The organism is Acinetobacter sp. YH12023 (assembly GCF_013420135.1).
Classification (GTDB): domain Bacteria; phylum Pseudomonadota; class Gammaproteobacteria; order Pseudomonadales; family Moraxellaceae; genus Acinetobacter; species Acinetobacter amyesii.
In genome coordinates, this window is the sequence record NZ_VOYU01000014.1 from 97137 (window position 1) to 112948 (window position 15812).

11 protein-coding genes and 1 tRNA gene are annotated in these 15812 nt (G+C 38.8%); 9 read left to right on the plus strand and 3 right to left on the minus strand.

Annotation, left to right across the window (positions count from 1 at the left end; genetic code table 11):
- Positions 1 to 53: 53 nt before the first annotated feature.
- The 3 genes from FTT92_RS14690 to epmB are packed head-to-tail and all read right to left on the minus strand — an operon-like array spanning position 54 to position 4941.
- Positions 54 to 2183, minus strand: a complete 2130-nt coding sequence (locus FTT92_RS14690) for an EAL domain-containing protein (protein WP_180172462.1) — start codon at positions 2181 to 2183, stop codon at positions 54 to 56.
- Positions 2165 to 3910, minus strand: coding sequence for a GTPase (locus tag FTT92_RS14695; RefSeq protein WP_180172463.1), 1746 nt, complete (start codon positions 3908 to 3910; stop codon positions 2165 to 2167). Before FTT92_RS14695 ends, FTT92_RS14690 begins: the two co-directional genes overlap by 19 nt.
- 14 nt (positions 3911 to 3924) lie before the next feature.
- Positions 3925 to 4941, minus strand: a complete 1017-nt coding sequence (gene epmB, locus FTT92_RS14700) for an EF-P beta-lysylation protein EpmB (RefSeq protein ID WP_180172464.1) — start codon at positions 4939 to 4941, stop codon at positions 3925 to 3927.
- Between the two features lie 388 nt (positions 4942 to 5329).
- On the opposite strand from epmB, the gene efp reads away from it, so the two are divergent.
- The 9 genes from efp to FTT92_RS14745 all read left to right on the plus strand — a co-directional run.
- Entirely contained in the window at positions 5330 to 5899 is a 570-nt protein-coding gene (gene efp / locus FTT92_RS14705; RefSeq protein WP_067762759.1) for an elongation factor P, read from the plus strand.
- A gap of 194 nt (positions 5900 to 6093) precedes the next feature.
- Positions 6094 to 8196, plus strand: coding sequence for a carbon starvation CstA family protein (locus tag FTT92_RS14710; protein ID WP_078191829.1), 2103 nt, complete (start codon positions 6094 to 6096; stop codon positions 8194 to 8196).
- 13 nt (positions 8197 to 8209) lie between these two features.
- The gene (locus FTT92_RS14715; protein WP_111884233.1) at positions 8210 to 8512 is read left to right on the plus strand and encodes a YbdD/YjiX family protein; all 303 of its coding nucleotides are present in this window, start codon (positions 8210 to 8212) and stop codon (positions 8510 to 8512) included.
- Positions 8513 to 8741: 229 nt separating this feature from the next.
- Complete coding sequence (locus FTT92_RS14720; RefSeq protein WP_180035312.1) at positions 8742 to 9698, plus strand: AAA family ATPase; 957 nt, start codon at positions 8742 to 8744, stop codon at positions 9696 to 9698.
- Between the two features lie 12 nt (positions 9699 to 9710).
- Positions 9711 to 10616 (plus strand): DUF58 domain-containing protein, encoded by a 906-nt coding sequence (locus FTT92_RS14725; RefSeq protein ID WP_180172465.1) that lies wholly within the window; start codon positions 9711 to 9713, stop codon positions 10614 to 10616.
- Positions 10617 to 10619: 3 nt separating this feature from the next.
- On the plus strand, positions 10620 to 12632 hold the full coding sequence (locus tag FTT92_RS14730) for a DUF3488 and transglutaminase-like domain-containing protein (protein ID WP_180172466.1): 2013 nt from the start codon (positions 10620 to 10622) through the stop codon (positions 12630 to 12632).
- Between the two features lie 31 nt (positions 12633 to 12663).
- Positions 12664 to 12740 (plus strand) — tRNA-Val (locus FTT92_RS14735).
- Positions 12741 to 13136: 396 nt separating this feature from the next.
- The gene (locus FTT92_RS14740) at positions 13137 to 14084 is read left to right on the plus strand and encodes an IS5 family transposase (RefSeq protein WP_180172467.1); all 948 of its coding nucleotides are present in this window, start codon (positions 13137 to 13139) and stop codon (positions 14082 to 14084) included.
- A gap of 569 nt (positions 14085 to 14653) precedes the next feature.
- On the plus strand, positions 14654 to 15812 hold a 1159-nt coding region (locus FTT92_RS14745), incomplete at its 3' end, for an Ig-like domain-containing protein (RefSeq protein ID WP_180172468.1).

Genomic DNA, 15812 nt, shown 5'->3' on the forward strand with positions numbered 1-15812 from the left:
GTTTTTTTTGTGCCGATAAAAAGATAAACCTTAAATCGGCAATGTTCAGAACCTTATTGGTCCTGAACATCGATGAGATGGTCGAGTTTCTTCTGGAAATAATCACCTTGAATAAAACGAGCTTCTACATTCCAAGCATTGGCAAACAGTGTCATGTCATTTAATTCACGTAGCATGATTTCAACAGTTTTGATTTCATGATAAGTGGTAATTTTTTCTTGCAGCTCTTGGCATGACTTGTCGTTTGCAAGCATTTGGGTCAAGCTTGAATCTAGTGTTAAGCAGTGAACATCCATTTGACGTAATAATGATTCACTAAACATCGAATGACCAAAATTACGTAAAGCCAGTTCGGCACCATTTTTACGAAGTTCAACAAATGCTTTTTGAGCGGCATCAATATTGAGCTGAATGTCTTCTTCTGCAAATTGTAAAATCAGTGGATTCTTCAATTTACTACGAATAATCGTAATGAGTTTTGAAATAAACTCAGGGAAGGTGCGGTCGTTATATAGCACTTCCTTGTTCAGGTTAACGATTAATTTAGCTTCAGGGAACTGAGTAATAAAGTTGTGTAGCTGTTTACACGATTCAACCAAGATCCAACGATCCAATTTAATGGATAGCTCTGAGTCTTCAGCCAATTCACGTAGTTGGGCGATATCTTTCCATTTATTTTCAAAAATAAAGCCGCTGGTTACTTCATAAGTATAAAGATGTGAATCTTCTTTATCATACAGTTGCTGATATTTAAGATGAATTTCACCGCGTTCTAAGCAGTTGCGAAGAGCCTTGATAACAGGAGCTTCATCACTAACGACAATCGGTGCGATTTGCGCTTCTGGTGTACCAAAATCCAAACTTGGAATATCAATTTCTAATGGAATCGTTAAATCGATTTCAGGTGCTTGTTGGTTGGTTGGTAGCGCAGTATTAAAGGCTTTCGCAACAAAAATCTCAAAATGTGCTTCATCACGAATATCGCTGTCTAAAACACTGTATCCCATGCGTAAATTTAATGGATATGTTTCATTATTTACACTGAGTAATTGAGGTTTGCTCAGGGTGTTGAGTCCAATCAATTTAGACTCAAGTTTGAGCTGATTATCCGCTTGGAATAAGGCAACCATTGCACCATTGTCTAAACTAAATAATGGAGCATGAGTCTGATCTTTCAAGAAGTCTTTAATGTTATTGAAATAGCTCTTATAGGTATTCCAATCTTTTTGAAAAATCGCATCTGAGCAAGAAGCCAACGTAAATAGCACTAATGCATTTACATTGGCAGGTTGCTGACCGATGGTACGGTTGAGTTGTTGAAAAGCTTTTGGTTTTTGTGGGCTGGCTTCAACTGGCGCGGTGCTTACAGCATTGCTGCTTTGACTGCCAATTTCAATTGCGAGCTGTAAAGCATCTTCTTCAGCCGCAGCAATAAATTCGAGTTTTAGTGGGTTTTGTCCAGCCACAGCGATATTTTGCGAATCAAGATCAAAACGTCCTAAGTCGAGCTGTCCTTGACTGATTTTTTTAAAACGTTGTTTAAAGTCATTGAGGTCAGAAGGTTGTAATAGATCGAGCAGGGGCAGACCAATTATATCATCTTCATTTTTTAAACCAAATAAAGTGAGATATTCAGCATTGGCTTGAATATGAATACCTTCTTGAATCACGGCAACCGCTTTACGACTATCTTCAACTAAAGACTGAGTTTGGATTTGAGCTGTTTCGAGCTCTTCCATCAAATGTTGTTGCGATTGTTGTAGGCGACTAAAAGACAATGCACGAATTAAACCAAAATAGAAACTTTCAGGTTCAGCAATATCGACGATGTCATAAATCCCTTTTTTGACTAAACTTGCATATTGTTCTGCTTGATAGTCCTCGGGTTTAAGTAAAATAATCGGTAAATTCGGTTGGCTCGATAGTTGAACTAAACTTAAAGCTTGTTCATATTTTAAATCATAAGCACGTCCAAAAATGATCAAGTCCCAATTGAGATTCAGCTGTTTTTCGAAATTTTGTAAATCATCAAGTAATATGGCATGAACTTGATGTTCGCTGTCTGTCAATAAATCACGTATCTGGTTAAAACGTATTTGATTATCATCAATAATGAGTAATCGAGTTTCCGTACGTTTTAGTTTTTTGGATAGTAATGGATTTCTCACTTTAATGCTTCCCATAAGTCGTTATTTTTGATCTCATTGCTCTGTTTCGCAATATAGTCTTTAACGACATTTTCTTGCTCTTCATTCAATAATTCATATTCAAAGCGAATAAAGCTTTGTGTCACCAACTGCGCTTTGGTGAGATAGACTTTGATGTCTTCTTTGCCTAAGCGAAGGTGGATCGTTTGTTTCTCTCGGAAGAGATTTGCCCCAGGTAAAATTAAGGTCGTAGACACTTGATCAAGTTGTGTGGTCTGTACCAATAAAGCAGGTTGATGATTTGTTGTATTGCGGTCGGTACGAATATGGGCTGAACATGGATACAAATCTTGAGCCAGTACTTCGAGACCCAATTCCAAACTTTTTTCAGTCGATTGTTTGATCCAACGAACAACACCGCCACGCCATTGGCTTTGAGCATTTTCTTGGATCAAAATAAATTCGCCGGTTTTTAAATTGGCAGGGGTAGGGCCAGTCCATTTAATGCGATAACCATTCACACTAATATCTAATACGTCAGCGGTATGAATCTGTTTTGCTTCACGATCTAGCGCTTTCGCATTAGTCATGCCTGTTGGCATATTTGAATCATGCGAATTGACAAAAGAGGCTTCATTGTGGAATTGATAATTGCCTTCCAAATCTAAAGTTTCGTGGAAGTTTTTACCTTTAGAGAGATAGAAATGCGCCACCATTAAGCTAAAGCAAATATTAATTTGCGCAGAATATTCATAACGTTCATGACGACGTTCAGTGTTGTTGGTCAAAATATTATGAATATGGAAATATAGCGCTGGAGTTAAAAATAACTTTTCATTTTTAGATAAATAATTGGCATTTCTAGTTTGCGTTTCGGTCAAATGATCGAGCAAGTTTTGCGTTGAAATGTATACATTGGCTTGATAAGACCGATCTTGTTTTGAGTTATAAATCGGTGGGTGATCTTTTTTCGTGTCTACAATATAGCGTGAAAGCGTGGTTTCTTTCGGTAGGATTTGAACCAATTTTGCCCAGTCAAAGCTACATAAATACAAGCCTTGGATTTCAGCAGGGCGAATCTGATGATTATTGAAAATATCTAATAAGATTAATTGTGCATAAGCTTGAGCAATATTTGCAATTTGATGTTGAGTACCCAGTAACTGATTGACATTACTTTGATAGAAATTGTGTTCAATGGCACATTCAATCAGTTGATGTGCTGCAATCCATTGTCCCGTAGTCGGGGTGGCATACAACATATGTTGTTGATACAACAATAGTGTCAGTTGTTGCAGTGCATAGTAAATCGACGCAATTCGAGCAGTTTGTAAGCTTTTTTTATGGCCGAATGAAAAAATCGAAAACTTTTGTTGATTAAGCTGCTGATTACATCGTTTGGCAATATCAATATAGATTTTGGCAAAGTGACTACGTAAAAGCATCGCCAATTCAATGATTTGATCATTACGATCCGTGGTAATGAGGCTTTGATTGGTAAAGTGTTTTTCTAAGCTTGTGAGCACACTTTCCATAGTTGGATGTAAAATTTGAACCAAATCAAAACGTAACATCTCTTGGCATTTCAGCTCGGAGATTTCAAGTAAGGCATTGAATAAAGCTTTAGATGAGGTACCCAATTGTAAAATTGAAATACCGTTTAACCACTCTTGCAGACCTTTAGCATTGGTCGGACAAAAGCTTAATTTATCCAGCTTTAATTCAGTCGGATTGTAAAACGTATCTGAAGTATGCGTGGTCATCTTTATTATTTAACTCAAAAAGTTGAAGCCCCAAAAAGCGGTGTCTTGTTTTTTTCGCCCGCTATTTCCCGTACAAGTTTAGGAACCAAATAACCAGGTAGGTTCTCTAAAACTTTTTTATAAATTAAATCAATATCCTGAGCTGGTGTATCAAAATGATGAGCACCTTTTACTTTATCCAGAACATGCAAATAATATGGCATTACACCTGCGTCGAATAAGCGGTAACTTAAATCGACCAACACTTCTGCAGAATCATTAACCCCTTTTAATAAGACTGCTTGGTTCAGCACGGTGATTCCTTGTTTGACAAGCTGTTGAAGCTGGCTGCACGTGAAGTCATCTAGCTCTGATGGATGATTTGAGTGTACCACTAGAATAATGCGTAGCCTACTGTTTTTTAAAATAGAAACCAGCTCTTCATCGACACGGTTGGGGATTACGATAGGAACTCGTGAATGAATTCTCAAAAATTTAATTTGTGGCAAAGTCGATAAACGTTCAATCCACACTTGAAGTTTACGATTTGATAGTGTGAGCGGGTCTCCACCACTTAAAATCACTTCATTAATATCGGGTTGTTGTTCAATATATTGTTTAATGTTTGGCCAATCGTCATTTTTAGGCAGGTTTTCTTGGTATGGAAAATGACGGCGGAAACAATAACGGCAATGGACCGCGCAGGCACCGGTTAAAGTCAGTAAAAAACGAGACTTGTACTTATGTAATACCCCTGGCTGTTGGTTAGCCTGCTCTTCACCTAAAGGGTCGGTGACAAAACCGCCGTGTTCTTCAAGTTCCAAATGATGCGGTAGGACTTGCAGTAAAAGCGGATCAAGCGGATTACCTTTTTGCATTTTTTCGACAAAAGCGCGCGGCACACGTAGGCGAAACTCATCTGCTGCGAACTGAGCACCCGATAATAACTGATCATGCGAAAGTTGTAATACATCGAGTAATTCTTGAGGATTTGTTATCAAATCACTCAATTGTGTTTGCCAGTTTTGCTCTTGAAATAAATAGTTTATCATGCCGATTGTTTAAAAAATGCAGAAAGGTGAGTAGGGAATATTGCTGAAATTAATGCGTCGAACTTTGATGTTTAAGCTGAAAAAATTCCGATAAAGCTTAGAACGGATGAAGCCTACGAAACATTTATTAAGTTTCAGTAAACAGCAATTTTACCTGTTTGTGGGCATTGTATAAACAAAGTTCTTTAATGTCTGAGTGTAAGTTAAGCAGCTTGACCCCTTTAATGGGGATTTTTTCGTTGCGACATGGTGCATTGGTCATTTAGAATACGCAATATCACATTAATGTGCATGTGGCAGCCAATGTTACAGTCAGTACTTGCTAAATGACATGTTACAGCCCATAGCATCTATAGATTAAAGTTAGTAAGTTTGGAGTGAGCCAGTCATGGCCTATTATTCTACGAATGATTTCAAGTCAGGCCTTAAGGTCATGCTTGACGGTAACCCATGTTCAATCATGGAAAACGAATACGTAAAACCAGGTAAAGGCCAAGCTTTTAACCGCGTAAAATTACGTAACCTTAAAACTGGTAAAGTTTTAGAAAAAACTTTCAAATCTGGTGATTCACTAGAAGCTGCTGACATCCAAGAAGTTGAGATGAACTACTTGTATAACGACGGTGAAATGTGGAACTTCATGGATCCAGAATCTTTCGAACAAATCGCTGCTGATAAAGTTGCTATGGGCGACGCGGCTAAATGGTTGAAAGATGACTCAAATGAACTTTGCACAATCATGCTTTGGAACGGTGTTCCTTTAACTGTGAGCGCGCCAAACTTCGTTGTATTAAAAATCGTTGAAACTGATCCAGGTGTACGTGGTGATACTTCAGGCGGTGGCGGTAAACCGGCTAAGCTTGAAACTGGTGCAGTTGTACGTGTTCCATTATTCGTACAGCAAGAAGAAAGCGTTCGTGTAGACACTCGTACTGGTGACTATTTAGAACGTGCATAATGGTTTAAAAATAGACTATTATCGAAAGGGATGAAGTGATTCATCCCTTTTTTTATACCTATTGGTTTAAATTTTTATTCCAAAGTATTAGATGAAAAAACCTATAACAGGAGTAGAGTTTCAAGGGAAGAAACAGCAGTACCTCGAACAAGAAAAATCAAGCTGATTTATTTCAACATTTATGAGGGATTGAGATGGAAAACATTCAACCGAAGTCAGGAATGGCTTCGAAGATTATCTGGCTGTTTGTAGCCATTCTAGGTGCCGTTTCATTCGGCATACTAGCACTCAGTCGAGGCGAGCATGTCAATGCAGTTTGGCTGATCCTTGCAGCAATCTGTGTGTATAGCATTGCATATCGTTTTTATAGTTTATTTATTGCCAATAAAGTCTTTGAACTGAATGAGCGACGTTTAACGCCTGCTCATCGCTTAGCTGACGGTTTGGATTATGTGCCGACCAATAAAAGCGTTCTATTTGGTCACCACTTTGCTGCGATTGCAGGTGCAGGTCCTTTAGTCGGACCGATCCTTGCTGCGCAAATGGGTTATTTGCCGGGAACAATTTGGCTCTTGGTGGGTGTTGTTCTCGCCGGTGCGGTTCAAGACTTTTTAGTCTTATTCATCTCAACGCGTCGTGATGGTCGTTCACTCGGTGAAATGGCAAAACAAGAACTTGGCTCATTTGCCGGAATCATCGTGATGCTTGGCGCACTTGGTGTGATGATCATCATTCTTGCGGTACTTGCTTTGGTGGTTGTAAAAGCGTTGACCAACAGTCCGTGGGGTGTTTTCAGTATCGCTGCAACGGTGCCGATTGCGATTTTCATGGGTATCTATATGCGATTTATCCGTCCGGGTAAAATTGCAGAAGTGTCGATCATTGGTTTTGTGCTGATGATGGCAGGGATTATCTATGGTGGCGACATTGCACAGCATCCTTATTGGGGGCCATTCTTTACACTTTCAGGTACTGAACTGACTTGGTGGCTGATCGGTTATGGTTTCGTGGCATCAGTATTACCTGTTTGGTTACTGCTTGCACCACGTGATTACCTATCTACCTTCTTGAAAATTGGTGTTATTGCAGGTTTGGCAATCGGGATCATGTTTGCATTGCCTGAAATGAAAATGCCAGCAGTAACGCATTTTATTGATGGTACAGGTCCTGTATTTGCAGGCTCAATGTTCCCATTCTTGTTTATTACCATTGCCTGTGGTGCAATTTCAGGTTTCCATGCGCTCGTTTCTTCAGGAACGACACCGAAGCTTGTGAATAATGAAAAAGATATTCGCATGATCGGTTATGGCGGCATGTTGATGGAGTCTTTTGTTGCGATTATGGCTTTGGTCTGTGCAACGATTCTTGAGCCTGGTGTGTATTTTGCGATTAATGCACCAGCAGCTGTGATTGGTACAACGGTTGAGTCCGCTGCAGAAGCAGTTCGTACATTAGGCTTCGTGGTAACACCTGAAGCATTGACCTTACTTGCACAAGAAGTGGGTGAAAATTCGATTCTGTCTCGTACAGGGGGGGCGCCAACATTTGCGATTGGTATGGCGCATATCATTACGGAAATTTTTAATAACCGTTCAATGATGGCGTTCTGGTATCACTTTGCGATTTTATTCGAAGCACTTTTCATTTTAACGGCAGTTGATGCGGGTACACGTGCATGTCGTTTCATGGTGCAAGATACTGTGGGTATCGTGATTCCTGCGGTTAAAAACTCACATAACTTCTTCGGAAATCTGTTAGGTACAGCGGTGGCTGTTGCAGGTTGGGGCTTCTTCGTTTACCAAGGTGTGGTGGATCCACTCGGCGGTATTAATAGCTTATGGCCGCTATTTGGTATTGGTAACCAAATTCTTGCTGCGATGGCATTGATCTTGGGTACAGTGATTTTATTCAAGATGAAAAAACAAAAGTATGTTTGGGTGACAATTATCCCAACATTATTCTTGTTTATTACTTCAATGACCGCTGGTTGGCAGAAGATTTTCCACGAAAATCCAAAAATTGGTTTCTTGGCTCAAGCAGATCGTTTTAATGCAGCCATTGCGAAAAATGAATTGTTGGCACCTGCGAAAACCATGGCTGAAATGCATACGGTTGCATTGTCGAATCAAATCAATGCCGGTCTTTGTGCATTCTTTATGATCGTGGCATTTGTGATGTTATTTGCAGCGATTGGTGTGGTGCGTCGTGCCTTGGCAAATCCAAATCCATCGGTGAATGAAGCAGAAGCGATTTACCGTGACCCAGCTGAAATTAATCCGTCAAATTCAGCACATTAATAGGGGAATATGAATGAACCTGAAGTTTGCAAAAAGTGGAAAAACGGTGATTTATAAAATCATTAAAATGACCATTCTGTCGCAGAAGGATTTAATTCTGAACCCGAAAAATTGGTCACGTATTGCGACGTTATGGCAACGTTTACAGCAAAGCTTCCGCCTGATGGTGGGTGTGCCAGATTACCAAAATTATTTGGAACATATGGCAAAACATCATCCTGATTTGGAAGCGATGGATGCAAAAACATTTTATCGTCACTGTGTAGATGCACGTTATCCATCAGCTGGTGGTGACATGAAGAAGTGTCCTTGCTAATGCAGTGACTCGAGCCAAAAATCTAAGAAAAAAGCGTTCTTCGGGACGCTTTTTTTATTGCTGATTTGTGATCAGTCGAAGCGAAAACAACCCTTTTGTATACTCAATAAATATCAAGCGTATGTATTAAAAGTAATGAACTGGGTATGGCTTGGAGATAAACACTGTATTTTTAAATAAAACCCTGTATGTTAGTCATTCATTTAACTTTTTTATTGGGGAATAAAAGGTGTTTTGGGGATCAGAGAAAAGCCAACAAAATAATACATCAACGCTTTTAAGTGAGCAGAGCCTTGCGCCTTTTTACCCGAAAATAAATATATTCCTCGAACAAATTAACCAAATTATTTTGGATAAAAATCAGCAAACCAAATTGGCTTTAGCTTGTCTATTGGCAGGCGGGCATGTGCTATTTGAAGACTTACCTGGTTTAGGAAAAACGACATTATCTAGCGCCTTGTCACATTTGGCGGGATTAAAGTTTCAACGGATTCAATTTACCAATGACATGCTGGCCAGCGATGTGATTGGGGTAAATATGTTTAATCAAAAAGAACATCATTTTGAGTTTAAATCTGGGCCGATTTTTACCCAAATTTTATTGGCAGATGAAATCAACCGTTGTAGTCCAAAGACCCAAAGTGCTTTATTGGAAGCGATGGAAGAGGGGTATGTGACGGTTGATGGTGTGCGATATGCTTTGCCTCAACCATTTTGGGTGATTGCGACACAAAACCCTTTATTTCAAAGTGGTACTTATGCCTTACCTGAGTCCCAGTTGGACCGGTTTTTAATGCGTTTGTCTTTAGGTTATCCATCGCGTCAGGCAGAGAAATTATTGCTCCAACAAACTTCACGCCATGATCTGATTGCGGCATTAGCACATATCTTTAATGAATCAGAAATTTTACAACTACAAGGCTTTGTCGAGCAGATATATCTGAGTGATCGTTTGATGGATTACATTTTGGATCTTGCTGCTGAAACACGTAAAGGGAGACATGGTCTTTCTACGCGTGGTGTTTTAGCCTTAAAGAAAGCTGCGCAAGCGTATGCGCTGATTGAACAGCGAAATTATGTGAATCCTGATGATGTGCAAGCGGTGTTTGCAGCTGTGGTATCTCATCGAATTGGGTTGTCAGATCTTGAAGCCTTTAAGCTTTTAGAACAAGTTTCGATTCAATAAAGGAGTTGAACCTTGGCTTCGATGTGGCAGCAATGGGTTGAACGTCGATTTAAAATCGATCAGCACAAGCAGCTGACTCAAAAAGACGTCTTGATCTTTATCTATCAGCAAGGCTACTTGTATTTGGTGTTAATTTTCATCACCTTTATTACAGGTGTGAATTATGCCAATAACTTGATTTTAGGATTTTGCTTTTTAATTAGCGCCGTATTGTGTATTAGTTTCTATATTACTTTTAAACAGCTTCATGCGTTGCAGATTCAAATAAATGTTGTTGATACACCGCAAGTAGGTGAATTACTTTTGGTCGATATTTACTTTAAACAAGATGTAGAACAGGCGCGATATTTGTGGATTAAAACTGAAAATCAGCTACATAAATTATTGTTCAATACGCAACAGCATGGCTTTCAATTAAATTTTATAACCAGTCAACGCGGTGTTTTTCAGATTCCACCTATACAAATTTATAGTGTTTATCCCTTTGGTTTGGTTCGGGCCTGGACGTATTTGTACGTACAGCAACCAGCGTGGGTTGCACCTCAAGCCAGTTGGCATTCCGTTGAAAATAAGCAACAACAGCAAAACTTTGAACCTGATCTTGATGAATTTCGCGAATTACGGAGTTTTCAGACGGGGGATTCACTTCATGCGGTGTCTTGGAAACAAGCAGCACGAGGACAAGGCTTATATGTCAAAGTCTTTGAACAGTATGAAGATCTAAAGAAATTAGAGATCCATTATCACCATATGCCAGCTCCAAGTCATGAAGAAAAACTCAGCCTTATGATGGGTTTGGTCGAGCAGGCTGAAAAAAATCACGATCAATATGCACTGTATTTACCTAATGCTGAGTTAGCATCAGGCACTGGAGCACTGCATTTTTCCGAAGCTAAACGGTTATTGGCGCAGGCTTGATTTATGATTGAAAATACCATACGCCGCTCCATACTACTCACTTTAGCTTTGGTGCTCATTGCGCAAATGCTTTATATACCAGTGGTGACATCATTAGTATTTTTAGTCATTTGGCTTATTTTATTACACAATACCCGCGCAACTAAAAAACCATTTTCTAAAATTTTAACCTATGTGCTGACATTGATAGCTTTATTCAGCATTTACATAAGCCATAAAACCTTTATTGGTGTTGATGCAGGGGTTACAGTACTTAGTACATTTTTATTTGCTAAATCTTTAGAAACAAAAACACGTCGTGATGTAATTATTCTATTTAACTTTGCGATGTTTGTGATTGCCAGTAGCTTTCTGTTTAGCCAGTCTTTCGCCATGGCACTGGTTATTTTATTGGCACTGTTGAGCTGTTTTATTGGATTATACCGTTTACAGACCGTTGGTTTTAGCCAAAACTCAGGCGGTGAAGTACAAGCGATTAAACAAGATATTGGGCATGTGGGAAAATTTATTGCCTTAGCTGTTCCATTTTTTATTTTACTGTTTCTCTTTTTTCCACGCCTACCACCGCTATGGCACATTCCTATTCCTGAAAATAAAGCCACAACAGGGATCAGTGACAGCATGTCTCCGGGCGATATTGCTGAGTTATCACAGTCGAGTAGTTTGGCTTTTCGTATAATCGGTGATATTCAAGCGTTGCCACCACGTACAGAGCTGTATTGGCGGGCGATGGCTTTAGATGAATATAATGGTTCTAAATGGACCAGTCATTTTTTTAACCAGAATGTTATACAGCTGAATCCAGCCGAGTTAAAAACCAAGCGGGCGTTGAATTATCAATATTTGGCCGCCGATCCAAGTGTGATGTGGATTATGTCGTTGGAGCAATCCGTTCCCAATGAAGCACGTTTTGCTTTAGGTCAAGATGGTCGAATTACACCCTACCGATTAACAGCACGTACAGAGCCGATTCAACTGAAATGGTTAGGAAGTGCAGAGCCGCCACAAATAAAAAATGTAGCTTTACTTGAAAAATTAAACACTCGCTATGTTGAAAACTTGGATGTTCAATCACAACAATTGGCCCAAACTTTATGGCAGAGAAGTCGTCAAAATCCTGAGCGGTATATTACCGAAGTTTTGCAATGGTATAAACAAAATCGGTTTGCATATACCTTGAGCCCAGGTGTATTGGGGCAAAATCGGATAGATGATTTTTTATTTGGATCAAGACAGGGCTTTTGCGAACATTTTGCTTCAAGTTTTGCAATGTTGATGCGCTATGTTGGCGTACCGTCGCGTATTGTCGTGGGATATCAAGGTGGTCAATTAGCACCAGATGGAAAAAGTTGGGAGGTTCGTCAGCTCGATGCACATGCGTGGACAGAGGTTTATGTCAATCAACATTGGCGTCGTATTGATCCGACGGCCATGATCGCACCGCAGCGTATCGATGGGGGGATGCAGGATTATATGGAACAAGATCGGACAATTTTTGGGAGCCAGCAGTCGACTTGGGCCTATCAACAATTTTCGATGTTGAAAAAAGTCCGTGTATGGAGTGATTATGCGAGTTACCAATGGCAGAGCAAGGTGGTGGGTTATAATGCTGAATCACAACAACAATGGTTTAAAAAGCTCGGTACAAATTCTGCTTATGCAGTTGTTTTAATTCTTATTTTGAGTATTGGTGGCATTGTAGCATTATATTTTATATGGATTTTGTGGAAAAAAAGAAAAAGTTTAAGCCCTCTTGAAAGAGAAATTACCAATTTCGCAAAGAATTTACCCTTGAGCCAGCAAAAATTGACTTCTGAAAGTTTTCGGCATTGGTTACAACGTTTGGCTGAAAATGTACCTGAACATGAAAGGCGTTCATTTGAACAATCCATCAAGTTATTTGAGCAGGAAATTTACGTAGGTACTCCGCTAAGTTCTGAAGATATTCAATGTTTTAAGACTTTGCTTAAAACTTGTACGCAAAGTTTAAAAAACTCAGAAAAGGGCTTGTCATAAAAAATAAAAATGAATATGATGCTTGGACTTCAGGTGTATAGCTCAGTTGGTTAGAGCGCTACGTTGACATCGTAGAGGTCTCCAGTTCGAGTCTGGATATACCTACCAAGATTTTTATTCGTAAATCAATTGATCTAATTTATCTTAATAAATTACATTTCAGTTTTGAATGTAAAATTAGTTGGCTTAAGAAACATAATCTGCGAAATGAGTATAAAAAACCAATTTAAATTTCTGTTTTGATATCAAGTTTGAGTTTTTAGTGTAATGGCGACCGGATATTTGGGGAGTCTTCATATTAATACCAATTAAATGTATAAATCATGGCTTATCACTGTTCGATATAACGGAATCAGCTTCATAGTAACTAGAGATACAGAGTATGAATGTATTGCTTGGGCCAATTCTATTCTTTTCAATTTAAAGTTTCCAAAAACTTTTCCTAAATATGGCTTTGTTGCACAAACCTATCTGTAAAGGCTTTTTCAGCGATATAATTTTCAAATGAAGAAGCCTACACACAAAATCTATCGCACAACCAATTGGCCCGCATATAACCGAGCACTCATGAGTCGCGGAAATATTGCCATTTGGTTTGATCCTGCTACGCAATGGTATGCTCCATCAAAAGGCAAACAAGGGCGAAATCAAACCTACTCCGACGCAGCTATCCAATGCTGCTTAATGATTAAATCCTTATTCCGTCTATCTTTACGTATGGTCACTGGCTTTGTGCAAAGTCTGATTAAACTTTGTGGATTAAATTGGACCGCACCAGATTACAGTACGCTTTGCAGAAGACAAAAACATATTGATATTGCGATTAATTATCAAAAAAGCAGTGGTGGGCTTAACTTGCTGGTAGACTCTACCGGTCTAAAGTTTTTAGGTGAAGGTGAATGGAAAAGGAAGAAACATGGACCTGAATATCGTCGCCAATGGCGTAAACTTCATATTGGTATAGATGCTGAAACCCTTCAAATACGCGCCATTCAACTCACTACAAATAATGTGAGTGATTCACAAGTGCTTGGTGATTTACTCGATCAGATTCCACAAGATGAGCAGATTGACTCTGTTTATACCGATGGAGCTTATGACACCAAGCAATGCCGTCAGGTCATTGTAGATCGGCAAGCGCATGCGGTGATTCCACCTAGAAAAAATGCGAAACCATGGAAAGATACAAAGATCAGCTCGCTAGCGCGAAATGAATTACTTCGAACAGTTAATCTTGCGAAGCAGTGCTTCTCAGGCAGGACATTATGGAAAAAATGGTCCGGCTATCATTGCCGAAGTTTGGTCGAAACTAAGATGCATTGCATCAAATTATTGGGGGATAAACTCAGTGCAAGAAAATTTGATAGCCAAGTCAATGAAATTCATGCACGTTTAGCAGTCCTCAACAGATTTACGGAATTAGGTCGACCACTTACCCAAGTTACGCCTTAAATTTGGCTCAATTAGGGGGCTTTGTATTTCAAGTCTTTGTGCAACAAAGCCTGTATGTTATATGAAAAAATAAATATTTTAAGATTTATATAAAAGTTATTAAATATCAATTATTTACTGGTTGGCAAAAAGTATCACATTTTTAGGCCAATTATTCAGTCAAAAAAAAGTGAATATTAAATTTTTTATTATAAATTATTAAGTTAAGTTAACTAAATAATGAGATTGATCTCTTTATTTTTAAGGTTGAGTGATTTAGTCGGGTTTATTTGTTAGTTTATATATATATATTAAAAATTATGTGATTTGTGTTAGGTTTTTCGTAGGAGGTGTTAATTTCAACAATAAAGTAAAATTCTTAATATAAAAAATAAAATATATAAATTAATCGCCTGATTTTTTTTAAAAAATACAATATATAACAATAACTTATATTATTTTTTAGAAAAATAATAATTATTAAAACTATTTAAATTATATAGGAGCTTTTTGCAATTTAAAAAAACGATTAAATCAGCTATTTATGCAATGTCAAAAAAGCAATTGCAATGCATAGAGGAATGATTTTCATGGCTAATGTCCAAGTAGTTTCGAAAGAAACTCATGTTGTTTTACAACAGAGTTCGGAAAGTAGAATTCTTTTGACTGAAAATTCAGTGGTTAAAATTGAAGTTAGTAAGAACATGGTAGAAAGTATTACTCGAGATGGTAACTCTGCTGTAGTGAAATTAAAAAATGGCGAAATTATTATAATAGAAAGTTATTTTGATGATTCCGTAGGTGCTCATAGTCTTGTTTTTGAAGGAGACGATGGACTGTATTGGGTTCAATTTACTGATGAGTCTGGCAATATTTTATCAAATATAATCTACAATCCTTTAGAAGACATAACTCCTTTGCTCTATAGCAATACAATAGATGGAATTAGTCCTTGGGCTATTGGCGCAGGACTGCTTGGTGGTATAGCTGCAGGTATTGAAAGCTTATCTGAAGATAAAAAAAATAATAAAGATTTAAATTCCGGTACTGATACCACTGCACCATCAGCACCAACCGATGTAGTGATATCGGAAGACGGTACAACGGTTACAGGTAAAGGTGAACCTGGATCAACATTTAAAATAAAAGATAAAGATGGCACCGTAATTGGTACTGGTACTGTTGATTCTGCAGGAAATTTTGAAGTTGAATTGAAAGATCCATTAACTAATGGTGAAAAAGTAGATGTTACACTAACAGATAAAGCTGGTAATGAATCTGAACCAACAGAAGCAACTGCGCCAGATACAACAGCGCCAGCAGCACCAACCGATGTGGCGGTATCAGAAGACGGTACAACAGTTACAGGTAAAGGTGAGCCCGGCTCCACGGTAGAAATCAAAGACCAAGACGGCAATGTGATTGGTACAGGAACTGTGGATAGCAATGGTGATTTCAGTGTTGAACTTGAAGAACCGTTAACCAATGGTGAAACCATTGAAGCGACAGTAACCGATCCAGCTGGCAACGAATCTGAACCAACAGAAGCAACTGCGCCAGATACAACAGCGCCTGTTGTAAGTGACGTTGTAGCGACGCCAAATGAAGATGGCACAGCGACCGTAACAGGTAAAACTGAACCAGGTGCAACAGTAGTCATTAAAGATCCAGCGGGTAATCCAGTTCCAGTGACGGTTAATCCAGACGGCACCTTCACAGCGACTGTCCCAGCACCAGCCCCAGAGGGTG

Bases quoted from the DNA above. Each gene is read 5' to 3' on its own strand.
- FTT92_RS14690 (WP_180172462.1), bottom strand. From the start codon at position 2,183: ATGGGAAGCATTAAAGTGAGAAATCCATTACTATCCAAAAAACTAAAA.
- efp (WP_067762759.1), top strand. From the start codon at position 5,330: ATGGCCTATTATTCTACGAATGATTTCAAGTCAGGCCTTAAGGTCATG.
- FTT92_RS14715 (WP_111884233.1), top strand. From the start codon at position 8,210: ATGAACCTGAAGTTTGCAAAAAGTGGAAAAACGGTGATTTATAAAATC.
- epmB (WP_180172464.1), bottom strand. From the start codon at position 4,941: ATGATAAACTATTTATTTCAAGAGCAAAACTGGCAAACACAATTGAGT.
- FTT92_RS14695 (WP_180172463.1), bottom strand. From the start codon at position 3,910: ATGACCACGCATACTTCAGATACGTTTTACAATCCGACTGAATTAAAG.
- FTT92_RS14710 (WP_078191829.1), top strand. From the start codon at position 6,094: ATGGAAAACATTCAACCGAAGTCAGGAATGGCTTCGAAGATTATCTGG.
- FTT92_RS14740 (WP_180172467.1), top strand. From the start codon at position 13,137: ATGAAGAAGCCTACACACAAAATCTATCGCACAACCAATTGGCCCGCA.
- FTT92_RS14730 (WP_180172466.1), top strand. From the start codon at position 10,620: ATGATTGAAAATACCATACGCCGCTCCATACTACTCACTTTAGCTTTG.